The following is a 21,941-nucleotide window of genomic DNA, read 5'->3' on the forward strand; positions in this document are numbered from 1 at the left end:
CCTAGCGCGGAGGGTAATCAGATGGTCAGGAAACCCCGCAAAGATCTACCGAAACGGCGAACGGCCCGGCGTGGTGTCGCCGGGCCGTTCGGAACGCTCAGCTGGCGTCGATGATCATGCCGGCGCCGACCGTGCCGTTGGTGGCCTCGTCCACGAGGATGAAGCCGCCGGTCAGCCGGTTGCGGGCGTAGTCGTCGACGAACAGCGGCTGGGTGACCCGCAGCGAGACCCGGCCGATCTCGTTCAGGCCGAGGGAGGTGGCCTGCTCGTCCCGGTGCAACGTGTTGACGTCGAGCCGGTAGTGCAGGTCGCGCACCAGCGCCCGCGCCGTACGGGTGGTGTGCTTGATCGTCAGCTTGGTGCGCGGGGTCAGCTTGAGGCTGTCGGCCATCCAGCAGACCATGGCCTCCAGCTCCTGGGCCGCGTGCGGCTGGTTGTTGGGCCTGGCGATCATGTCGCCGCGCGAGATGTCGAGGTCGTCCTCGAAGCGCAGCGTGACCGACATGGGCGGGAACGCCTCCTCCACCGGCCCGTCGAACGTGTCGATCGAGGCGATCCGCGTGCTCAGCCCGGACGGCAGGTGGGTCACCTCGTCGCCCGGCTTGAGCACTCCGCCCGCGACCTGGCCCGCGTAGCCGCGGTAGTCGTGGAAGGCGTGGTCGGTGGCCTTCTGCGGACGGATCACGTACTGGACGGGGAAGCGCACGTCGACCAGGTTGCGGTCGGAGGCGATGTGCACGTTCTCCAGGTGGTGGAGCAGGGAGGTGCCGAGGTACCAGGGCATGTTCTCCGAGCGCGAGACGACGTTGTCGCCGTTGAGCGCGGAGATCGGGATGAACGTCAGGTCGCTCACGTTGAGCTTGGAGGCGAAGGAGGTGAACTCCTCCCGGATCTCCTCGAAGCGCTCCTGCGAGTAGTCGACCAGGTCCATCTTGTTCACGGCCAGCACCAGGTGCGGCACGCGCAGCAGCGAGGTCAGGAACGCGTGCCGGCGCGACTGCTCCAGCACGCCCTTGCGCGCGTCGATGAGGATGATCGCCAGGTCAGCCGTGGAGGCGCCGGTGACCATGTTCCTGGTGTACTGGATGTGCCCGGGCGTGTCGGCGATGATGAACTTGCGCTTGGGCGTGGCGAAGTAGCGGTAGGCCACGTCGATCGTGATGCCCTGCTCGCGCTCGGCCCGCAGGCCGTCGGTCAGCAGCGACAGGTCGGTGTACTCGGTACCGCGGTCGCGGGAGGTACGCTCGACCGCTTCGAGCTGGTCCTCGAAGATGGCCTTGGAGTCGAAGAGCAACCGTCCGATGAGGGTGGACTTGCCGTCGTCGACGCTTCCCGCGGTGGCAAAGCGAAGAATGTCCATCAGAAGTAGCCCTCTCGCTTGCGGTCCTCCATGGCGGCCTCGGACGAGCGGTCGTCGGCCCTGGTGGCCCCCCGCTCGGTGATCCGGGTGGCCGCGATCTCCTCGATGATCTCCTCGACCGTGGCGGCCGTGGACTGCACGGCGCCGGTGCAGGTCATGTCGCCGACCGTGCGGTAGCGCACGACGGCCTCGAACAGCGGCTCGTCGTCGCCGCGGGACACGACGTCGGAGTCGGGCAGCAACATGCCGTCGCGCTCGAACACCTTGCGGGTGTGCGAGAAGTAGATGGACGGGATCTCGATGCCCTCACGCCGGATGTAGTCCCAGATGTCGAGCTCGGTCCAGTTGGACAGCGGGAAGACCCGGATGTGCTCGCCCTTGCGGATGCGGGAGTTGTAGAGGTTCCACAGCTCGGGGCGCTGGTTCTTCGGGTCCCACTGGCCGAAGTCGTCGCGGAAGGAGAACACGCGCTCCTTGGCGCGGGCCTTCTCCTCGTCGCGCCTGGCCCCGCCGAAGACGGCGTCGAACTCGTGCTCCTCGATCCCGTCGAGCAGCGTGGTGGTCTGCAGGCGGTTGCGCGAGGCGCGCCGGCCGGTCTCCTCGACCACCCGGCCGCTGTCGATCGACTCCTGCACGCTGGCCACGATCAGGCGCGCGCCCAGCTCCTCGGAACGGCGGTCGCGGAACTCGATGACCTCGTCGAAGTTGTGCCCGGTGTCGACGTGCATCAGCGGGAACGGGATGGCCGCGGGCCAGAACGCCTTCTCCGCGATGCGGAGCATGACGATCGAGTCCTTGCCGCCGGAGAAGAGCAGACACGGCCGCTCGAACTCCGCCGCCACCTCGCGCATGATGTGAATGGCCTCGGCTTCGAGTACGTCGAGCTGCGACGTCGTGTAGTCGCGCTGGAGCATGGGCGCTTCCTCCGGCGGTTAGCGATGCAGGTCCCGAATTCCGGCGAGCAGGGATGTCGCCAGCTCCGGTAGGGAAACCAGGATATCCGGTAGTGAGGGGTCGGCTTGGTTGTAGGTCAGCTCCGAGCCGTCGACGCGGCTGGCGAACGCCCCGGCCGCCTGGGCGACGGCGACGGGGGCCGCGGAGTCCCACTCGTACTGGCCGCCGGCGTGCACGTACGCCTCGACCTCGCCGGTGAGCACCGCGGAGATCTTCGCCCCCGCCGATCCGATCGGCACGAGGTCGGCCCCCAGCAGGTAGGCCAGCTTCTGGACGAACTCCGGCGGCCGGGTGCGGCTCACCGCGATACGGAAGCGGCCCTTCTCGAAGGCGGGAAGGGCCGGCGGCTCGGCGGTGGTCAGCGTACGGCCCTGCGCGGGCAGCGCCACTGCGCCCGCGGTCAGCTTGCCGCGCTCCCACAGCGCGACGTGCACGGCCCAGTCGGCCCGGCCCTCCTCGGCGAACTCGCGCGTGCCGTCGAGGGGATCGACGATCCACACGCGCTCGGCGCCCAGCCGGCGCGGGTCGAGCCGCTCCTCGCGGGTGGCCTCCTCGGACAGGACACTGTCACTGGGACGCAACCGTGCCAGCGCCTCCATGAGGAACACGTGCGCGGCCCGGTCGCCCTCCGCGCGCAGCGCGGCGGAGTCGCCGAACCCGGTCTGCTCGCGGACCCGCAGCAGCCTCTCGCCAGCTTCCGTCGCCAGGTCGCCGGCCACGGCGTGGTCGTCGCGAATCGTCATCAATATGCTCCTTGCCCGCGGGCGACGGCCGACCAAGTCTTCCACAGGATCTGGAGGTCCAGCGTGAGGGACCAGTTCTCCACGTAACGCAGGTCGAGACGGACGGATTCCTCCCACGATAGGTCAGATCGCCCGCTCACTTGCCACAGCCCGGTCAGCCCCGGACGCACCAGAAGCCGTCTGCGCACGTCGTCACCGTAGCGCGCCACCTCCTCCGGAAGCGGCGGACGGGGGCCGACCAGCGACATGTGTCCGAGGAGCACGTTGATGAGCTGGGGCAGCTCGTCGAGGGAGTGGCGGCGCATCAGCGTGCCGAGCGGCGTCACGCGCGGATCGTTGCGGATCTTGAACAGCACGCCGTCGTGGTCGCTGACGAGAGTGATCTTCTGCTGCTCCGAGCCGCGCCGCATGGTACGGAACTTCAGGATCGTGAACGGCCTGCCGTCTTTGCCGATCCTGGTCTGGCGGAACAGCGCGGGCCCCGGGCTCGTGCCGCGTACGGCCACGGCCAGGACCGCCAGCAGCGGCGACAGCAGCACCAGCAGCGCGGTGGCGACCACGCGGTCGAAGACGTTCTTGACCAGTTGCCGGGCGCCGGTCAGCTCGGGGTGCTCGACGTGCAGCAGCGGCAGCCCGGCGGCCGGCCGGATCATCGTGCGCGGGCCGGCGACGTCCATCAGGGCGGGGGCGACCACCAGCTCGGTGTGGGTGCGCTCCAGCCGCCAGGCCAGCCGGCGCAGCGCGTCGCCGTCCATCTCGGGGCAGGCCAGCACCGCCACGGTGTCGGCGCGCACCTGGTCGACGACCAACGGCACGTCGCCGAAGTCGCCCACGACGGGCACCTCGGTCAGCACCCCGGGCGGCTCGCCGTAGGGCAGGCAGGCGGCCACGACGTCCATGCCGTGGTGGCGCTCCCTGCGGAAGAGGTGGACCAGCTCGGCGATCGAGGCCGGATGGCCGACCGCGACCACGCGGCGCATGCAGGCCCCGGCCGCCCTGCGCCGGTTGAGCGAGCGCCGCAGCACGTAGCGGGCGACCAGCGTGAGCAGCGTGACCAGGGGCAGCGCGAGCACGACGTAGCCGCGGGCGACGTCGGTCTTGGTGACGTACGAGCCGATCGCGGTGGCCGCGGTCAGCGCCACGCCGGCGTGCACGACGCGGCGGAACTCCTCGGAGCCGACGCCGATCATGCGCGGCTCGTAGGCCCGGTTGAGCGCGACCGCGCAGACCCACACCCACGGCAACGCCACGCTGACCAGCAGGTACGGCAGCACGTAAGGGGTGAACCCGCCGAACCTGCCGCAGAAGGCGGCGGCGGACCCGATGCCCGCCCCGCACAGATCACCCACCACGGCACGGAACCGGTAGGAACGCATCCACGCCGGAGTCACCGGGCTGACCCGCCACGAGAGGGCCTCGCCGGACTTCACGGGCTCTCCTGCCTCACTCCGTGAGGCGGCCTCGGTCGCCAAATGCCGTCTTCCCCCGCTCCGCTCCCGCCGTCGCTCCGGGCGGTGGCACGCACGCCTCTGTGTGCCCGTTCCCGAACGGACAGTCACCGATGCTAGCCGCGCCTGCACCGCGACAGGCGGCGAACGGTTCTATGCGGCGATCAGCGCGGAGGGCCGGAAATGTGCAGATCAGCCCGGTGGAAGTCGTTCTGGGTGGCTTCCAGGCCACGTGCTATGAGCGACTCGACGACGTCGGCGCCCCGGTCGACGAGGAAGGGCAGATCCTTGCGCTCGACGGTGGCGAAGTCGCGGAGCACGAAGGTGGCCGGGTCCATGCGGCCGGGCGGCCGGCCGATGCCGAAGCGCACCCTCAGGTAGTCGCGGGTGCCGAGGACCTTGGTGATGGACTTGAGCCCGTTGTGGCCGTTGTCGCCGCCGCCGAGCTTGGCGCGCAGCGCGCCGTAGGGGACGTCGAGCTCGTCGTGGACGACGATCAGCCGGTCGGAGCCGATCTTGTAGAAGTCGGCGAGCGCCTTGACCGGCCCGCCCGACAGGTTCATGTACGTCAGCGGCTTGGCCAGCACGGCCGCCCGCGTCTCCAGCACCTCGGACCTGCTCTTGTGCGCCTTGAAGCGCCCGCCGGCCCGCGCGGCCAGCTCGTCGAGCACCATGAAGCCCGCGTTGTGCCTGTTACCCGCGTATTCGGGCCCCGGATTGCCCAGTCCGACGATCAGCCAGCGGTCCATGTGCGCTCCCCTTACAGCGGAACGGGGGCGGCCTCGCGCCACCCCCGTTTTCGCGGTACGTGCTTACTCGGCGGCAGCCTCGGCGCTCTCGCCCTCGCCCTCGGCCTCGGCGGTCTCGCCCTCGGCGGCCTCCTCGGCCTCCGCGGCGGGCTCCTCGGTCGGCTTGGCGATGACGTGGAGGACCACGGCCTCGGGGTCGGCGGCCAGCGTGGCGCCCGACGGCAGGTTGAGCTGCGCGGCGGTGATCACGGTGCCGACCTCCATGCCCTCGACGTCGACCTCGACGCCGGTCGGGATGTGGGTCGCCTCGGCCTCGACGGCCACCGAGACGAGCTGCTGGTCGAGCAGGCCCTCGGAGTTGACGTCGCCGGTCGTGGTGACCGGGATCTCGACGGTGACCTTCTCGCCGCGCTTGACCAGGAGCAGGTCGACGTGCTCGACGAAGCCCTTGATCGGGTCGCGCTGGACGCCCTTGGGCAGGGCCAGCTCGTCGACGCCGTCACCCTGGAGGCGGATCAGCACGTTGGGCGTGCGGAGGGCGAGCAGCACCTCGTGACCGGGCAGGGTCAGGTGCTTGGGGTCGATGCCGTGCCCGTAGAGGACGGCGGGCACCTTGTCGGCGCGGCGGATCTTGCGGGCGGCGCCCTTGCCGAACACCGTGCGCGACTCGGCGGCGATACGTACTTCAGACACGACATCTCCTAGGGATGCAGAGATCGGATTGTGGCGCGCTCCCCCTCACCCGCCCTAGCGGAAGGCGTTACGAGCGCAACCCGTACAGCTTACTCGCTCAGGTGTCGCCCTCGAACAGGCTCGTGACGGAGCCGTCGGTGAAGACCTCGGTGACGGCGCGGGCGATGAGCGGCGCGATCGAGAGCACCGTCAGCTTGTCGAACCGCTTGGCCTCCGACAGCGGCAGCGTGTTGGTCACGATGACCTCGGAGATGCGCGAGTTCTTCAGCCGGTCGACGGCGGGGTCGGAGAAGACCGCGTGGGTGGCGGCGACGATGACGTTGGTCGCGCCCTGCTCGTAAAGGGCGTCGGCGGCCTTGCAGATCGTGCCGGCGGTGTCGATCATGTCGTCGATCAGCACGCAGGTGCGGCCGCTGACCTTGCCGACGACCTCGCTGACCTTCACCGAGTTGGCCACGTCGAGGTCGCGGCGCTTGTGGATGAAGGCCAGGGGCGTGCCGAGGGTGTCGGCCCAGCGCTCGGACAGGCGGACGCGGCCGGTGTCGGGCGAGACGACGGTCGTGTTCTCCAGGTCGAGCTTGTTCTTCAGGTAGCTCTCCAGCACCGGCATCGCGAACAGGTGGTCGACGGGACCGTCGAAGAAGCCCTGGATCTGCGAGGTGTGCAGGTCGATCGACATGAGCCGGTCGGCGCCGGCGGTCTTGAACAGGTCGGCCATCAGCCGGGCCGTGATGGGCTCGCGGCCGCGGCCCTTCTTGTCCTGGCGGGCGTAGCCGAAGAACGGCATGACCACGGTGATGCGCTTGGCCGAGGCCCGCTTGAGCGCGTCGACCATGATGAGCTGTTCCATGATCCACTTGTTGATGGGACCGGTGTGGCTCTGGATCACGAACGCGTCGCAGCCGCGGACGGACTCCAGGTAGCGGGCGTAGATCTCGCCGTTGGCGAAGTCGATCAGTTTGGTGGGGGTGAGGGAGACGCCGACGTGCTCGGCAACCTCTTCGGCCAGCTCTGGATAGGCCCGGCCGGAGAAGAGCATGAGGTTCTTCTCGCCCGGCTGTTTGATGCTGGTCACTGTTCGTTCTCCTGCTGTGCTCGCTCGGCCAGCGCCCGTTCGGCGGCGGCGGCCGACTTGGTGCCCGCGCGCTTGCGCAGGACCCATTTCTCGATGTTGCGCTGTCGCGCCCTGGCCACGCCCATCGCCCCTGGGGGTACGTCGCTGACGATCACGGATCCGGCCGCGGTGTTGGCGCCTTCGCCGATCGTCACGGGGGCGATGAGCATGGTGTCGCAGCCGACGAACGCGCCGTCGCCCACGGTGGTGTGGTGTTTGTCGACCCCGTCGTAGTTGACGAAGACGGTGGAGGCGCCGATGTTGACGTCTTCCCCGATGGTGGCGTCGCCGGCGTAGGTGAGGTGGGGCACCTTGGAGCGCTCGCCGACCTTGGTGTTCTTCATCTCGACGAACGTGCCCGCCTTCGACCTGCGGCTGAGCACGGTGCCGGGGCGCAGGTAGGCGTAGGGGCCGACGTTGGCCTCGGGGCCGATCTCGGCGTTGTCGCAGACCGCGTTGCGCACGACGGCGCCCTCGCCGACGCGGGTGTCGGTCAGCGTGGTGGCCGGGCCGACCTCGGCTCCGGCGCCGATGACCGTGCGGCCGTGGAGCTGGGTACCGGGATGGACGACGGCGTCGGGCCCGATCTCGACGCCAACGTCGACCCACGTGGTGGCCGGGTCGACGACGGTGACGCCGGCGCGCATGTGCTGCTCCAGCAGCCGCTGGTTGAGCACCTTGCGGGCGAAGGCGAGCTGGACGCGGTCGTTGACGCCCTCGACCTCGACGTAGTCGGCGGCCACGCAGGCGCCGACCCGGTGGCCGTCGCCGCGCAGGATGCCGAGGACGTCGGTGAGGTACTCCTCGCCCTGGGCGTTGTCGGTGGACACGCGCTTGACGGCGTCGGCGAGCAGCAGGCCGTCGAAGGCGTAGATGCCGGAGTTCATCTCCTTGATCGCGCGCTGCTCGTCGTCGGCGTCCTTCTCCTCGACGATCTCCAGCACGGCGCCGGAGGGGTCGCGGACGATCCGGCCGTAGCCGGTCGGATCGGGCACCTCGGCCGTCAGCACGGTGACCGCGTTGCCGTCGGCGGCGTGCTTGGCGAGCAGCGTGGCGAGGGTGCGGGCCTGCATGAGCGGCACGTCGCCGTAGGTGACCAGGATCGTGCCGGCGATCGTGCCGACCTCTTCGAGCACGGTGCGGACGGCGTGGCCGGTGCCGCGCTGCTCACGCTGGACGACGGCGCGCGCGTCGGGGCTGGTGGCGGCCAGATGACCGCCGACCTGTTCGAGCGCATGGCCGATGACCACGATGAGCCGCTCGGGATCGAGGTCGCGGGCGGCGGCGAGCATGTGGTCGACCAGCGCGCGGCCGCACAGCTCGTGGAGGACTTTCGGGGTCTGGCTCTTCATCCGGGTGCCCTCGCCCGCGGCGAGGACGATGACGGCTGCCGGGCGCGGCACACTCACGGACTGAGACTCCCTGTGACTGGACGGATCAGGGTCGTCGGCGCGGCTACCGCGCCGCAACCCCCCCGACACCGTGAGGATACCTGCCCGGTTCGTAACTCTCTCGCGCGGGGAGTCGCGGGATGGCTGTCAAGGCTCCCGGAAGAGGACTCGAACCCCTACAAAGTGGACCAAAACCACTTGTCCTGCCGATTAGACGATCCGGGACGGACCGGACGCCGTGGCGTCCGACACACAGCCCCTACGATACCGAGCCCGCACGGGCGTATGCGCCCTCAATTCTCTCCCACATCTCCAGTGGCCGTGAATACCGGGGACACGCAGGGGTAGTCGGCGCGCTGACCGTATAACAGACCACCCCAAATGCCGCAAGGCACGAAACCCACTCACCTGGGCGAGCCGACCGTCAGCTAAGTGACATCCACAACTTAGGGCTTCCTTACTTACGATGGCGTAGGTTACGGTGGCGTAGCCTGGACATTCATCCTCATACATGTCGTTGGAGGTAGCCCATGACCGTTCTCGCCGAGCGTTCCTCCCCCGCCCCGAAGCCCGACTTCGAACCCGACCCGAAATCCAGGGCAGAGATCATCACGTTCGCCCTCGTGGTCGGACTGCCCCTGGTCGCGCTCGCGGCGGCGGTGCCCCTGGCCTGGGGATGGGGACTCGGCTGGACGGACATCGCCATCGCCTTCGTCTTCTACGTCGTCTCCGGGCTCGGCGTCACCGTCGGGTTCCACCGCTACTTCACGCACGGCTCGTTCAAGGCCAAGCGGCCACTGAAGATTGCGATGGGCATCGCGGGCAGCCTGTCGCTGGAGATGTCCGTGCTGGACTGGGTGGCCACGCACCGCAAGCACCACAAGTTCTCCGACAAGGAGGGCGACCCGCACTCGCCGTGGCGCTTCGGCCCCGGCTTCAAGTCCATGTCCAAGGGCCTGCTGTACGCCCACATGGGCTGGCTGTTCGAGAGCGAGCGCACCAACCGCGAGAAGTACGCCCCCGACCTGTGCAAGGACGAGGACATCCAGAAGCTGCACAAGTGGTTCCCCACGCTGGCCCTCGTCTCCATCCTGCTGCCCGGCGTGCTCGGCCTGCTGCTGACCTGGTCCTGGCAGGGCGGCCTGACCGCGCTGTTCTGGGGCTCGCTGATCCGCATCGGCCTGCTGCACCACGTGACCTGGTCGATCAACTCGATCTGCCACGTCTTCGGCGAGGAGTCCTTCCAGACGCGTGACAAGTCGCGCAACGTCTGGTGGCTGGCCATCCCGTCGTTCGGCGAGTCCTGGCACAACCTGCACCACTCCGACCCCACCTGTGCCCGGCACGGCGCGCTCAAGGGCCAGATCGATCTCAGCGCCGGCACGATCCGCCTCTTCGAACGGGCGGGCTGGGTGTCCGACGTGCGCTGGCCGACGCCAGAACGCCTGGCGGCGAAGCGCATTGCCTGACGAGAATCAGCCGATGAACGGCCATTCGTCCGTGGCCGTCATTATGGAACCCGTGACCGAACCCCGATCTCGCAGGCGCATGTCCGGTAGAGAGCGCAGAGAGCAGCTGATCCGGATCAGCCGCACGCTGTTCGCCGAGAAGGGGTTCGACGGGACCTCCATAGAGGAGATAGCCGCCACCGCGCAGGTGTCGAAACCCGTGGTGTACGAGCATTTCGGCGGCAAGGAAGGCGTCTACGCGGTCGTCGTCGACCGCGAGATGCAGAAGCTGCTCGGCATGATCACCTCGGCCCTCGCCGCCTCCCACTCCCTCATCAAGCTGGAGCGGGCCGCCCTGGCCCTGCTCCAGTACATCGAGGAGAGCAGCGAGGGCTTCCGCATCCTGGTGCGCGACTCGCACGCGGCCTCGGGCACGGGCACGTTCGCGAGCCTGATCAGCGAGATCGCCAGCCAGGTCGAGGACGTCCTGGCCGACGAGTTCGCCGGCCGGGGCTACGACCCCAAGCTCGCCCCGATGTACGCCCAGATGCTGGTCGGCATGGTCGCGCTGACCGGCCAGTGGTGGCTGGACGTGCGCAAGCCGGGCCGCGAGGAGGTCGCCGCGCACCTGGTGAACCTGGCCTGGAACGGCCTGACCGGCCTGAACCCGAGCCCGGCGATCTCGGTGGCCACCCGCAACCAGGCCGCCGCCGCCAAGCCGCGCGTCAGCGACAAGGATCTGCGCGACTTCGAGAAGGCGCGCGAGAAGGAGCTCAAGGAAGCCGAGAAGCTCCGCCAGCGAGAGTTGCGTGATGCGGAGAAAGCCAGGGTACGAGAGTTGAAGGAGCGCGAGCGGCTGCTGAAGGAGGCGGAGAAGGCCCGCGAGCGCGAGGAGAAGATCCGTCAGCGGGAGGCCAGGCTCGCCGAGCGCGCCGCACGCCTGGAGCAGGCCGACCAGCCAGAGTGAGTTCGTTGCGGCTACGTTAACGTTCCGTTCAACCAATCGGGGCAATATAGGCCATATGTCCGCGGAACCGCTGCAATCGGGAAACGACCTGCCCCTGCCACAGGAGCGGTTCCTCAACCGCGAGGAAAGCTGGCTCCAGTTCAACGAGCGCGTACTCGAACTGGCCGAGGACCCGTCGGTCCCCCTGCTCGAACGGGTGCGCTTCCTGGCCATCTTCGCCAGCAACCTCGACGAGTTCTTCCGCGTACGGGTGGCCGGCCTCAAGCGGCGCATGGCCACCGGCCTGCTGCTGCGCACCAAGAGCGGGCTGAAGCCGCGCGAGGAGCTGGCCCGGATCGCCACGATCGCCGACTCCCTGGCCAAGCGGCACGCCGCCGCCTTCCACGACCGGGTCTGCCCCCAGCTCGCGACCGAGGGCATCGAGATCGTCCGGTGGGACGACCTGGGCCGCGAGGAGCGCACGGAGCTGCGCAAGCTGTTCAGGGAGCGGATCAGGCCCGTGCTGACGCCGCTGGCGGTCGACCCGGCCCACCCGTTCCCCTACATCTCCGGGCTCAGCCTCAACCTGGCCGTGCTGGTGCGCAACCCGATCACCGACCACACCGTCTTCGCGCGGGTGAAGGTGCCCTCGCAGCTCCCCCGGTTCGTGCCGGCGTCGAAGGACCGGTTCGTGCCGATGGAGGACGTCATCGCGGCGCACCTCGGCCAGCTCTTCAAGGGCATGGAGATCCTCCAGCACCACGTCTTCCGCGTCACCAGGAACGAAGACCTCGACGTCGACGAGGACGTCACCGAGAACCTCATGCAGGCGCTGGAGAAGGAGCTGCTCAAGCGGCGGTTCGGGCCGCCCGTGCGGCTGGAGGTCGAGGACACGATCACGCCCGAGGTGCTGGCACCGCTCATCGAGGAGCTGGAGCTGGCCCCGCACGAGATCTACCGGCTGCCCGGCCCGCTCGACCTGACCGGCCTGCACGCCATCGCCGACCTCGACCGCGGCGAGCTGAGCTACCGCCCGTTCGTGCCGGCCGAGGTGATCAACGCCGAGGACGACCTCTTCTCCACCCTGCGCGAGCGCGACGTGCTGCTGCACCACCCGTACGACTCGTTCGCGACCAGCGTGCAGCGTTTCATCGAGGTGGCCGCGGCCGACCCCCGGGTGCTGGCGATCAAGCAGACCCTCTACCGGACCAGCGGCGAGTCGCCCATCGTCGACGCGCTGATCGACGCGGCCGAGGCGGGCAAGCAGGTCGTCGTGGTCGTGGAGATCAAGGCCCGCTTCGACGAGCACGCCAACATCTCCTGGGCCAGGAAGCTGGAGCGGGCCGGCTGCCACGTGGTCTACGGCGTGGTCGGCCTGAAGACCCACTGCAAGCTGGCCCTCGTCGTACGGCAGGAGCCCTCGGGCGAGCTGCGCCGCTACTGCCACATCGGCACCGGCAACTACAACCCCAAGACGGCCCGCCAGTACGAGGACTTCGGCCTGCTCACCGCCGACCCGCTGGTGGGCGAGGACGTCACCGACCTGTTCATCCACCTGACCGGCTACTCCAACCACTCGGCCTACCGCCGGCTGCTGGTCGCGCCGCACTCGATGCGCAGCGGCCTGCTGGCCAGGATCGACCGGGAGATCGCCCACCAGCAGGCGGGCCGCCCGGCGCGGATCAGGATCAAGACGAACTCGCTGGTGGACGAGCCGATCATCGACGCGCTCTACCGGGCGTCCAGGGCGGGGGTGCCGGTGGACCTGTGGGTGCGCGGTATCTGCATCCTTCGCCCAGGAATCCCCAATTTGTCAGAAAATATCCGCGTAAGGTCGGTTTTGGGGCGCTTTTTGGAGCACTCCCGCGTGTACGAGTTCGGCCTCGGCAGACGTCCCGAGGTGTGGATCGGCAGCGCCGACCTGATGCGCAGGAACCTCGACCGCCGGGTCGAGGCCCTGGTCAAGGTGACCTCCCAGCAGCACAAGGCGTACCTGATCGAGCTGATGGACCTGGCCATGGCCGACACCACGAACGCGTGGTGGCTCAACTCCGACGGCACCTGGATCCGCCACCAGGGCGAGGACCTGCAGAGCCATCTCGTCGGCACCAGGCGATGGAGGACCGTTGACGACTGACCTGCTCCGGGCCGCCGGGGCCGTGGTCTGGAGGGGCGCGGAGAGCAGCCCCGAGGTCGCGGTGATCCACCGCCCGCGCTACGACGACTGGACCTTCCCCAAGGGCAAGCTGGAGAGCGGCGAACACGTCATCGCCGCCGCCTTGCGCGAGGTCGCCGAGGAGACCGGCCTGACGGTCGTCCTGGGCCGCGCCCTGCCGCCGATCCACTACCTCAGCGGCGGCCGGCTCAAGCGCGTCGACTACTGGACGGCGCGGGTCGCCTCCGACGCCGGCTTCGAGCCGGGCGACGAGGTCGACGGGCTGCGCTGGCTGCCCGTCGACCGGGCTCGCGAGCTGCTGACCTACGAGTGGGACGCCGGGCTGCTGCGCGCCCTGGCCGCCGCGCCGCTGGCGACCGTGCCGCTGGTGCTCGTCCGGCACGCCACGGCCGGGTCCAGGAGCCGGTGGGAAGGCGACGACGCGCTGCGCCCGCTGGACGACCACGGCGGCTCCCAGGCCGCCGCCCTGGCCACCGCGCTGCCCGCGTACCGGCCCGAGCTGCTGGTCAGCTCGCCCAGCCGGCGGTGCGTCCAGACGCTGGAGCCGTACGGGACCGAGATCAGGACCGAGCCGCTGCTCAGCGAGGAGGGCCAGGATCCGCACAAGACGCCGGACCTGGTCGGCGACCTCGCCGTGCCCGCCGCCGTGTGCAGCCACGGCAAGGTCCTGCCGCACCTGATCCACGCGCTGAGCGGCAAGGACGTGCACCTGCGCAAGGGCGCGTTCGCGGTGCTGCACCGGGTCGGCGGGCACGTCGTCGGCGTGGAGCGCTACGCGACCTGACGGCTCACCAGGTGACCGGCAGCCGGGCGAAGCCCTGGGTGATCCTGCCCTCGTTGCGCGGCAGCTCGGCGACGGGGACGGCCAGGCGCAGGCCGGGGAACCGCTGGAAGAGCCGGCTGAACACCGCCTCCAGCTCCACCCTGGCCAGGCTCGCGCCGATGCAGAACCGCGGGCCGTACCCGAAGGCGAGATGCGGGTCGGCCGGAGGACGTCCGATGACGAAGGTGTCGGGATCGGGATAGACGTCTTCGTCCCGGTTCGCCACGCCGGTGTTGAGGACGACGGCCTCGCCGCGGCGGATCGTGCGGCCGTCGATCTCGATGTCCTCGTGGGCGTACCTGGGCAGGCCGTGCAGGCTCGGCACGGCCATGCGCAGGATCTCCTCGACCGCGGCGGGCGCGAGCCCGGGGTTCGACCGCAGCAGGGCGAGCTGGCCGGGGTTGGCCAGCAGCAGGAGCACGCCGTGGTCGATGCGGTTGACCGTGGTCTCGTGCCCGGCGAACAGCAGGCCGGCGGCCAGCTCGGCGATCTTGCCGTCGTCGTCCAGCTCGTTCGCCAGGTCCGACAGGACGTCCTCGGCCGGTTCGTGCCGTTTGCGGGCGATCAGCCCGGCCATGTAGGCGCTGAGCTCGGCCCGTGCCGCCTCGCCGGCCGCCTCGTCCTGGAGGTCGGCCATGCGTGCCGACACGCCGCTGAAGTACTCCCTGTCCTCGTACGGGACGCCGAGCAGCCGGCAGATGACCAGCACGGGCAGCGGGAAGGAGAGCTCGGCGTGCAGGTCGGCCGGCGGCGTCAGCCCGGCCAGGCGGTCCAACCGCTCCTCGACCAGGGAGCCGACCTCGTCGGCGAGCCGCCTCATCCGGCGGGCCGAGAAGGAGGGGGCGAACAGCTTGCGCAGGCGCTCGTGGTCGGCCTTCTCGGTGGCGGCCTCGCCCTGCGGCCCGCCGAGCAGGGCCGAGTTCGACACGCGCGGCGCCCGCTCGGGCTCGGGGTGGGAACGTCCCAGCCGGCTGTCGGTGAACAGCCTGCGTGCCTGTTCGTAGCCGGTGACCAGCCAGACCTCGTCGCCCACCGAGGTGCGCACCCGCGCGATGCCCTCCTTCGCCCGCAGCTCCCGGTAGGCCGCCGGAACGTCGAGGGGGTCGCTGCGCGCGAAGGGAATTGCCGGAAGATTCGTCATAGAACCTTCTTAACCGCCTTCACGGTTTCCGCCCAGACTCTGGGGAAATCGGCCTCGGCGCGTTCGGCGGTGTTGCGTTCGATCCCGATCAGCAGCCCGTACGTGAAGGTGTCCTCGCCCGCCTGCCGGGCGCCCTCGGCCTCCTTGGCCAGCGTCTCCTGGGCGACCACGCCGTCCCGGTGCGCCCCCAGCACCTCCTGGACGTTCTCGGCCAGCTCGGCCAGCCTGGCCATGCCCTTGCCGAGGGTGGGTTCGAGCGCCTCGGCGGTGTATCGAGCGCGTTTGGCCGCCTTGCGGACGTCGTGCAGGGCGATCTCGCGGCGTCCGGCGTCCTCGGTGGCCTGGGCGGCCTCGTACGCCCTGGTCACGCGGTCCCAGCCGGCGGAGGCGAGGGCGGTGAGCTTCTCCTTCGCCGGCTTGGCGGCGGCCCTGCCCAGCTCGGGGGTGGCGATCAGGGCGTCGAGGGCGTCCAGGAGGGTGTAGTAGCGGGCGCCGCTGAGTGCGTCCTTGATGCGCTCGTACGCCTCCTGCTCGCGTACGCGCAGGTCCGCGCCGAGGCGGGTCTGGATGGGGCCGGTGACCAGCTCGGGGGCGAGGCCGGACAGCTCGCCGGCGAACCTGGCCCTGATCACCTCCAGGTCGCGGGCCTCGCCGAGCACCGTGCCGAGCCAGCGCAGCTCCTCCTGCACCTGCTCCGTGCCGGTCACCACCGACTTGAACGCCTTGAGCGCGCTGCGCAGCCTGCGCGAGGCCACCCGCATCTGGTGGACGGCGTCCTCCTCGGCCCTGCGCACCCGCGGATCCTGGCTGAGAAGGGCGGCGACCTGGCTCGACAGGTAGTCGATGACGGTCTCGCCCGCCGTGCCGGGCTCGGTGGCGACCCTGGCGGGCGGGGCGGGTTCGAGGAGCCGGGCGAGCTTGCTGGCGCTGCCCGCCGGGCTCGCCCCCGCCTTGCGCAGCCGCTTGCCGACCTTGGCCAGCAGGTCCCGCCGGTCCTCGGCCAGCAGCTCGGCCTCGACCTCACGCCACCGCAGCACCCTGCCGTCCCGGTGGACGGTGCCCTTCACCCGGTCGTCGGCGATCTCGACCAGCCGGGTGTCGCCGTCGTGCAGCAGGGTGACGCTGCGGCGGGTGTCGAGCTCGGCCACGACCTGGAGCTCCGCGCCCCGGGCGTAGGCCCGGACGAGCTCGGCCAGCTCCGGCGGCACGACCTTGGTGCTGCGGGTGAGCGGGCACGTGATCTCCTGGCGCACGCCCCTGGCCTTGGGCAGCTTCAGGTGCCAGCCCGCGTCGTCGCCGCCGCGCCTGCGTCTGAGCGTGACGCCGCGCGCGGCCAGCCGCAGATCGGCCGTGTCGTAGTAGAGCGCCACGAGCTGATGGCCGCGCGGGCCCGTGACCTGGGCCAGACTGCTCAGGTCCGGGATCGCGTAGTCGGTTGGAACGTCGAACTTGTCCTCGATCTCGATGCCCACTGCACCTCACAAGTGTCCGATTTCGGACCATGATGCCACCTGCAGGTGAACATCACACGGCCTGCAGGAGCTCGATCCGGTTGCCCACGGGGTCCGTCACGTAGATCCGGCGGTAGCCCGGGAAGAGGTCGTCGGGCACCGCGCCGGGGATCTTGGCCGCGTAGGCGTCGAGGTCCTCGACCAGGAACGCCGGGTGGGCCTTGCGTGCGGGCCTGAAGTCGTCCTCGATGCCGAGGTGGATCTCCACGCCGTCGCCGCGGAACCAGGCGCCCCCGCGTTTGGCCAGCTCAGGCGGTTTGGGGACCTCGCTCAGGCCGAGCACGTCGCCGTAGAAGGCGCGCAGTTCGGGCTCGCTGCCCTTGGGCGCGGCAAGCTGGACGTGGTGCAGGGCTTTGATCGTCATCTCTGGGTCTCCGGGAGCTATTTCTGGGCCACCACGAAGATGCGGCGGAAGGGGAAGGGGGTGCCGTAGCTCCTGGCCGGGTAGGCCTCGGCGAGCGGCCCGGCCAGGTCGGCCTTGAACCGCCGCTGCTCGGCAGGGTCGAGCCGGTCGAAGATCGGGCGCAGGGCCGTGCCGGAGACCCAGTCGAGGACCGGGTTCTCGCCCTGGAGCAGGTGCACGTACGTGGTCTCCCAGGCGTCCACCTGGCAGCCGCCGTCGTTGAGGAAGTCGAGATACTGGACCGGGTCGTCCACCGGGTTGTTCCTGTTGAGGTCGCTGAGCCGGTCGGACCAGGCGCGGGAGGCGCACAGCTCGCGGATCGCGACGTGGCTCGGGGCGTCGAAGTTGCCCGGCACCTGGAAGGCCAGCCAGCCGCCGGGAGCCAGCTCCTCCAGCCAGTGTTCGAGCACGCCGTGGTGGGAGGGCACCCACTGCAGGACGGCGTTGGAGACGATCACGTCCATGGGGCGGTCCGGGTGCCAGGTGTCGACGTCGGCCACGGCGAAATGCACCCGGCTGGTGAGCTGGCGGGCCTTGGTGATCATCGCGGGCGAGGCGTCGAAGCCCTCGACGGTGGCGCCAGGCCAGCGTTCGGCCAGCATGACGGTGAGTTCGCCGCTGCCGCAGCCCGCGTCCACGACATAATCGGGAGCCACCGCACCGACTCTGGATATCAGCTCGATGAACGGCCGCGACCGCTCGTCGGCGTAGACGGCGTACGTCACCGGGTCCCAGATATCTCTTGACATAGAGATAATTGATATCGAGAGAGATATCTCGATGTCAAGACAGTAGACTCTGTGTCATGACGCCACAGGATGACGAGGTCGACCGGCTGGTCGCGGCATGGCGGATCGAGCGGCCCGATCTCGACGTCGAGCCCCTCCAGGTCCTCTCCAGGGTGTCACGGCTGGCCAAACATCTCGACCGCGCCAGGCGGGCGGCGTTCGCCGAACATGATCTGGAGCCTTGGGAGTTCGACGTGCTCACCGCGTTGCGGCGGGCCGGGAAGCCGTACGAGCTGAGCCCCGGGGCCCTGTTGCGGGCCACACTGGTGACGTCCGGGACCATGACCAACCGCATCGATCGGCTCGCGCAGGCGGGCCTGGTGCGGCGGCGGCCCGACCCCGAGGACCGGCGCGGCGTGCTGGTGTCGCTGACGGACACGGGGGTGGCACGGGTGGACGCGGCGTTCGCCGACCTGCTCCGGCGTGAGCGCGACCTGCTCTCCGGCCTCCCACCCGCCGACCAGCGCTCCCTCGCCGCCCTCCTCCGCCTGCTCCTCGCCCCCTTCGACTCCCCTCAGTAACCCCTCGACGAGGTCATGCACGCTCTGCCGCGGGCAGCGCCGCGCCTCGCCATCAAGAAGCAGAACTCAGGACGGGATGGGCGGGCACTCGAGGACCTCGATCGAGTTCCCCGGCATCAACGCGATATGAGGGTGGTCACTGAAGAGCCGCGCCGCGGCCTCATGTGTCTCGGCCTCCACGATCGCGTATCCGGTCTTCGAGTCAGTGAAGTCCTCGACGCCCTGGGCCGTCACCAACTTCTTGCGAAAGAGCGGCGCCCCGGGATCGACCAGGGCGTGCTCGTTCTTCTGGGCCCATACCGCCCAGGCGTTCATGAACTCACTCTGCTGCTGCTCGGTGAACGTCGCCTTGTCAGCCTCGTCGGCCGCGCCGTTCAGGACAGCGAGAAACTTCCCCATGGCCGGAGGCTAGTCCACGAAGGTTCTGGAGCGTCGCAGAGCCAGCACGTCGGCCGCCGCCTTGCGACCCGCACCGGCGACGGATCCGGGCCGGCCCGCCGACGCCGTCTCTGCAGCTGCCGTCGAACCGGCGCGCACCCTCGCGTGCGAGGGTTCGGCGCCGGTCAGTCGCCGAGGCGGTCGGCCACTTCGAGCCATTCCGCCTCGACGGTGTCCTTCTGGGCCAGGACGTCGCGGAGCTGGGCGTCGAGGGAGCCCAGCTTGGCGTAGTCGCTGGCGGCTTCGGCCATGGATGCGTGGAGGCGGGCCTCCTGGTCGCCGAGCTTGTCGAGCTGGCGTTCCAGGCGGTTGAGTTCCTTGCGGAGCTCGCGTTCCTCCTTGGCCGACAGCCCGGTCTCCGCCTGCGTGGCGGACGAGGCCGCGGCAGGGGCCGGAGCGCCGGATGCCGGGGCAGGAGCGCTGCCGATACGGGCGGTCACGGCCGTGCCGGCGCTGCGGCGTTCGAGGTATTCGTCGACCCCGCCCGGCAGCAGCGCGAGCTTGCCGTCACCCAGCAGCGCCACGCACCGGTCGGTCACCCGCTCCAGGAAGTAGCGGTCGTGACTCACCAGCACCAGCGTGCCCGGCCAGCCGTCCAGCAGGTCTTCGAGCTCGTTGAGCGTCTCGATGTCGAGGTCGTTGGTGGGCTCGTCGAGGAGCAGCACGTTGGGATCGTCCATCAGCAGGCGCAGCAGCTGCAGCCGCCGCCGCTCGCCGCCGGACAGGTCGCCGATGACCTTCCACTGCGCGTCGCCCTTGAAGCCCAGACGCTCCAGCAACTGGGACGCCGTCCACTCCCGCTTGCCCAGCTGGAGGTACTTGCGGATCTCCTCCACCGACTCCAGCACCCGCCGCGACGGGTCGAGCTCGGTCAGCTCCTGGGACAGATGCGCCAGGCGGACGGTCTTGCCGCGGATCACCCGGCCCGAGTCCGGCTGGACGCCGTCGGCGAGCAACCGCAGCACCGACGACTTGCCCGACCCGTTGACGCCGATCAGGCCGATACGGTCGCCCGGCCCGAACTGCCACGTGCAGTGATCGAGCACCAGCGGCCCGTCGCCGGGGCCGCCCGCGTGCAGGGTGACGTCTTCCAGGTCGTAGACGGTCTTGCCGAGCCTGGCCGCGGCGAACCGCATCAGCTCGACGGTCTCCCGCGCCGGCGGCTCGTTCGCGATCAGGGCCTGCGCGGCGTCGATCCGGAACTTCGGCTTGGACGTGCGGGCGGGCGGACCGCGACGCAGCCAGGCGATCTCCTTGCGCATGAGGTTCTGGCGGCGGTCCTCGGCGGCCTGGGCGATGCGCGCACGCTCGGCCTTGGCCAGCACGTACGCGGCGTAGCCGCCCTCGTAGCGCTCGACCCGGCCGTCGACGACCTCCCACGTGCGGGTGGAGACGGCGTCGAGGAACCAGCGGTCGTGGGTCACGACCAGCAGGGCGCTCTTCCTGGCCGCCAGGTGGGCGGCGAGCCAGGCGATCGCCTCGATGTCGAGGTGGTTGGTGGGCTCGTCGAGCATGACCAGGTCGTGGTCGTCGATGAGCAGACGGGCCAGCGCCGTACGCCGGCGCTCGCCGCCGGACAGCGCGGCGGCCCTGGCGCTGAGGTCGAGGTCGCCGATCAGGTTCGCCAGGATCTCGCGGACCTGCTGGTCACCTGCCCATTCATGCTCAGCCCTGTCCCCCAGGACGAGCTGGCTCACGGTGGCCTCGGGGTCGAGGGTGTCCTGCTGGGACAGCAGCCCGACCCGCAGCCCGCGCGTGTGGGTGACCCGGCCGCTGTCGGGACGAACGTCACCGGCGATGACCGACATCAGGGTCGTCTTACCGCCCCCGTTGCGGCCGACGACGCCGATGCGCTCCCCGGCCTCGATGCCCAGGGAGACGTCGCTGAGGAGCGGCTTGGGCCCGTAGGCGTGGGAGACCGACTCAAGGTTGACCAGATTCATGACGTGTCCAGGGTATCGGTCCCCTCAACCGCTTCCCGACGCCCACGACGTCCCTTGATCGTCTACGGGGCTGGGATTGCCGGACCGCATGCCGACTGCGAGCGCCCGGCTTCTCGTCCAGGCCCCATGCAGCGTCAGCCCCTCACACGACGGGAAGGTGCGCGCGGTGCCCGCCCGCACTGTGGGCGGGTCTGTCGTGCCGCGCTCAGCGTGGCGGTGGTGGTTGGGGCCCTGGTGGGTGTCACCCAGGGGTTAGAGCAGGGTGGCGCCGGTCACGGGGCCGTGGGCGGCGACCGTGGTGGTGGCGGCGCCTGTCGCGGTGAGGCTGTTGGCGAGGTCGCGGGCGTGGGTGGCGTCGATGGCCAGGAAGGCGCAGGTGGGGCCGGAGCCGGAGACGATCGCACCCAGCGCGCCGTGCTGGCGCCCGCTGTCGAGGGTCGTGGCGAGCTCGGGGCGCAGGGCCAGGGCGGCGGCCTGGAGGTCGTTGCTCAGGTGGGCGCCCAGGGCGTACGCGTCGCCGGTGCCGAGGGCCTCGATGAGCGGGGCGTCGAGCTCGGGCCAGGGCACGCGGGCGTTCGAGGCCTCGCGCCGGCGGTCGCACTCCGCGTAGACCTTGGCGGTCGAGAGGCCGCCGTCGGCCAACGCGAACACCCAGTGGAACGTGCCGCCCGTGGGCAGCTCGCTGAGCTGCTCGCCGCGGCCGGTGCCGACCGCCGTGCCGCCGAGCAGCGAGAACGGTACGTCGCTCCCCAGGTCTCCGGCGATCTCCATGAGGTCCTCGAAGGGCAGGCCGAGCCCCCAGAGCTCGTTGCACGCCACAAGGGCCCCCGCCGCGTCGGCGCTGCCGCCCGCCATGCCGCCGGCGACCGGAATGGCCTTCTCGATGATCAGGTCGGCGCCGTAGGAGCGGCCCGCGTGCTTGGCGAGGGCGCGGGCGGCGCGGATGGCGAGGTTGTCGTCGTCGACGGGCACCTGGTCGGACCATCTGCCGTTGACCGTGACGGTGATCGACTCGGCCTCCTTGGCGACCACCTCATCGAAGATCGACACTGCGTGGAAGACATTGACCAGGTCGTGGTAGCCATCTTCCCGGAGCGGGCCGACTGAAAGCTGCACGTTGACCTTCGCGGGCACACGTACGGTCACCGAACTCATCGATCTTCTGCCACTTTCATCGCTTGCCGGGGTCAAGGACACTCGATGTTATCGGGGTGGGGTGCGCTGACATGCGGTTCTCGGAATTAGACGTGTGAGATGGCCGACTGCGGGCCACGCAGAGTGAGGTTCGTCCGGCTTTCTACCCGTCAGAGGGTCATACGCCGACATTGCCGTCTTTCTGCCACCGCCTTCG

At 70.0% G+C, this 21,941-nt stretch carries 20 protein-coding genes and 1 tRNA gene; 5 read left to right on the forward strand and 16 right to left on the reverse strand.

Annotated features, from left to right (window positions below; genetic code table 11):
• Positions 1–97: 97 nt before the first annotated feature.
• The 9 genes from cysN to ABZ459_RS25635 all read right to left on the reverse strand — a co-directional run bounded on the left by cysN (position 98) and on the right by ABZ459_RS25635 (position 8,677).
• Positions 98–1,360 (reverse strand): sulfate adenylyltransferase subunit CysN, encoded by a 1,263-nt coding sequence (gene cysN / locus ABZ459_RS25595; protein WP_357974804.1) that lies wholly within the window; start codon positions 1,358–1,360, stop codon positions 98–100.
• On the reverse strand, positions 1,360–2,274 hold the full coding sequence (gene cysD / locus ABZ459_RS25600) for a sulfate adenylyltransferase subunit CysD (RefSeq protein WP_357974807.1): 915 nt from the start codon (positions 2,272–2,274) through the stop codon (positions 1,360–1,362). The genes cysN and cysD overlap by 1 nt, the downstream gene beginning before the upstream one ends.
• Positions 2,275–2,292: 18 nt before the next feature.
• Positions 2,293–3,057, reverse strand: a complete 765-nt coding sequence (locus ABZ459_RS25605; protein WP_357974810.1) for a 3'(2'),5'-bisphosphate nucleotidase CysQ — start codon at positions 3,055–3,057, stop codon at positions 2,293–2,295.
• The gene (locus ABZ459_RS25610; protein WP_357974918.1) at positions 3,057–4,433 is read right to left on the reverse strand and encodes a sugar transferase; all 1,377 of its coding nucleotides are present in this window, start codon (positions 4,431–4,433) and stop codon (positions 3,057–3,059) included. Before ABZ459_RS25610 ends, ABZ459_RS25605 begins: the two co-directional genes overlap by 1 nt.
• Before the next feature lie 236 nt (positions 4,434–4,669).
• Positions 4,670–5,254 (reverse strand): aminoacyl-tRNA hydrolase, encoded by a 585-nt coding sequence (gene pth, locus ABZ459_RS25615; protein ID WP_357974813.1) that lies wholly within the window; start codon positions 5,252–5,254, stop codon positions 4,670–4,672.
• A 63-nt stretch (positions 5,255–5,317) separates the two neighbouring features.
• Positions 5,318–5,947, reverse strand: coding sequence for a 50S ribosomal protein L25/general stress protein Ctc (locus ABZ459_RS25620; protein ID WP_357974816.1), 630 nt, complete (start codon positions 5,945–5,947; stop codon positions 5,318–5,320).
• 97 nt (positions 5,948–6,044) lie between these two features.
• Positions 6,045–7,022, reverse strand: a complete 978-nt coding sequence (locus ABZ459_RS25625; RefSeq protein ID WP_352321976.1) for a ribose-phosphate diphosphokinase — start codon at positions 7,020–7,022, stop codon at positions 6,045–6,047.
• A complete protein-coding gene (gene glmU, locus ABZ459_RS25630; protein WP_357974819.1) occupies positions 7,019–8,470 on the reverse strand; it encodes a bifunctional UDP-N-acetylglucosamine diphosphorylase/glucosamine-1-phosphate N-acetyltransferase GlmU in 1,452 nt (483 codons plus the stop codon). The genes ABZ459_RS25625 and glmU overlap by 4 nt, the downstream gene beginning before the upstream one ends.
• Positions 8,471–8,605: 135 nt before the next feature.
• Positions 8,606–8,677, reverse strand: a tRNA-Gln gene (locus tag ABZ459_RS25635).
• 305 nt (positions 8,678–8,982) lie between these two features.
• Between ABZ459_RS25635 and ABZ459_RS25640 the strand changes: the two genes are divergently transcribed.
• The 4 genes from ABZ459_RS25640 to ABZ459_RS25655 all read left to right on the forward strand — a co-directional run bounded on the left by ABZ459_RS25640 (position 8,983) and on the right by ABZ459_RS25655 (position 13,806).
• A complete protein-coding gene (locus ABZ459_RS25640) occupies positions 8,983–9,921 on the forward strand; it encodes an acyl-CoA desaturase (RefSeq protein WP_357974822.1) in 939 nt (312 codons plus the stop codon).
• Between the two features lie 79 nt (positions 9,922–10,000).
• A complete protein-coding gene (locus ABZ459_RS25645) occupies positions 10,001–10,867 on the forward strand; it encodes a TetR family transcriptional regulator (protein ID WP_357974921.1) in 867 nt (288 codons plus the stop codon).
• A 55-nt stretch (positions 10,868–10,922) separates the two neighbouring features.
• The gene (locus tag ABZ459_RS25650) at positions 10,923–12,983 is read left to right on the forward strand and encodes an RNA degradosome polyphosphate kinase (RefSeq protein ID WP_357974825.1); all 2,061 of its coding nucleotides are present in this window, start codon (positions 10,923–10,925) and stop codon (positions 12,981–12,983) included.
• Positions 12,973–13,806 (forward strand): NUDIX hydrolase, encoded by an 834-nt coding sequence (locus ABZ459_RS25655; protein ID WP_357974828.1) that lies wholly within the window; start codon positions 12,973–12,975, stop codon positions 13,804–13,806. Before ABZ459_RS25650 ends, ABZ459_RS25655 begins: the two co-directional genes overlap by 11 nt.
• Positions 13,807–13,810: 4 nt before the next feature.
• Here ABZ459_RS25655 and ABZ459_RS25660 read toward each other — a convergent pair whose 3' ends face one another.
• From ABZ459_RS25660 to ABZ459_RS25675, 4 genes are read right to left on the reverse strand one after another with little or no spacing between them, the layout of a single operon-like run.
• A complete protein-coding gene (locus ABZ459_RS25660) occupies positions 13,811–14,986 on the reverse strand; it encodes a cytochrome P450 (RefSeq protein ID WP_357974831.1) in 1,176 nt (391 codons plus the stop codon).
• Positions 14,983–16,458, reverse strand: a complete 1,476-nt coding sequence (locus ABZ459_RS25665; protein WP_357974834.1) for a CYTH and CHAD domain-containing protein — start codon at positions 16,456–16,458, stop codon at positions 14,983–14,985. Before ABZ459_RS25665 ends, ABZ459_RS25660 begins: the two co-directional genes overlap by 4 nt.
• Positions 16,459–16,510: 52 nt before the next feature.
• Entirely contained in the window at positions 16,511–16,861 is a 351-nt protein-coding gene (locus ABZ459_RS25670) for a VOC family protein (RefSeq protein WP_357974837.1), read from the reverse strand.
• A 17-nt stretch (positions 16,862–16,878) separates the two neighbouring features.
• Entirely contained in the window at positions 16,879–17,649 is a 771-nt protein-coding gene (locus tag ABZ459_RS25675; protein ID WP_357974840.1) for a trans-aconitate 2-methyltransferase, read from the reverse strand.
• 56 nt (positions 17,650–17,705) lie between these two features.
• On the opposite strand from ABZ459_RS25675, the gene ABZ459_RS25680 reads away from it, so the two are divergent.
• The gene (locus ABZ459_RS25680) at positions 17,706–18,209 is read left to right on the forward strand and encodes a MarR family transcriptional regulator (protein WP_357974843.1); all 504 of its coding nucleotides are present in this window, start codon (positions 17,706–17,708) and stop codon (positions 18,207–18,209) included.
• Between the two features lie 66 nt (positions 18,210–18,275).
• Here ABZ459_RS25680 and ABZ459_RS25685 read toward each other — a convergent pair whose 3' ends face one another.
• The 3 genes from ABZ459_RS25685 to ABZ459_RS25695 all read right to left on the reverse strand — a co-directional run bounded on the left by ABZ459_RS25685 (position 18,276) and on the right by ABZ459_RS25695 (position 21,745).
• Positions 18,276–18,608 (reverse strand): hypothetical protein, encoded by a 333-nt coding sequence (locus ABZ459_RS25685; RefSeq protein ID WP_357974845.1) that lies wholly within the window; start codon positions 18,606–18,608, stop codon positions 18,276–18,278.
• A 164-nt stretch (positions 18,609–18,772) separates the two neighbouring features.
• Positions 18,773–20,590: an ABC-F family ATP-binding cassette domain-containing protein gene (locus ABZ459_RS25690; protein WP_357974848.1), complete on the reverse strand. Its 1,818-nt coding sequence runs from the start codon at positions 20,588–20,590 to the stop codon at positions 18,773–18,775.
• Positions 20,591–20,842: 252 nt separating this feature from the next.
• The gene (locus ABZ459_RS25695; protein WP_357974851.1) at positions 20,843–21,745 is read right to left on the reverse strand and encodes a 4-(cytidine 5'-diphospho)-2-C-methyl-D-erythritol kinase; all 903 of its coding nucleotides are present in this window, start codon (positions 21,743–21,745) and stop codon (positions 20,843–20,845) included.
• Between the last annotated feature and the right edge of the window lie 196 nt (positions 21,746–21,941).

Origin of the sequence: Nonomuraea sp. NPDC005692 (assembly GCF_040631115.1) — a bacterium.
Lineage (GTDB): Bacteria > Actinomycetota > Actinomycetes > Streptosporangiales > Streptosporangiaceae > Nonomuraea.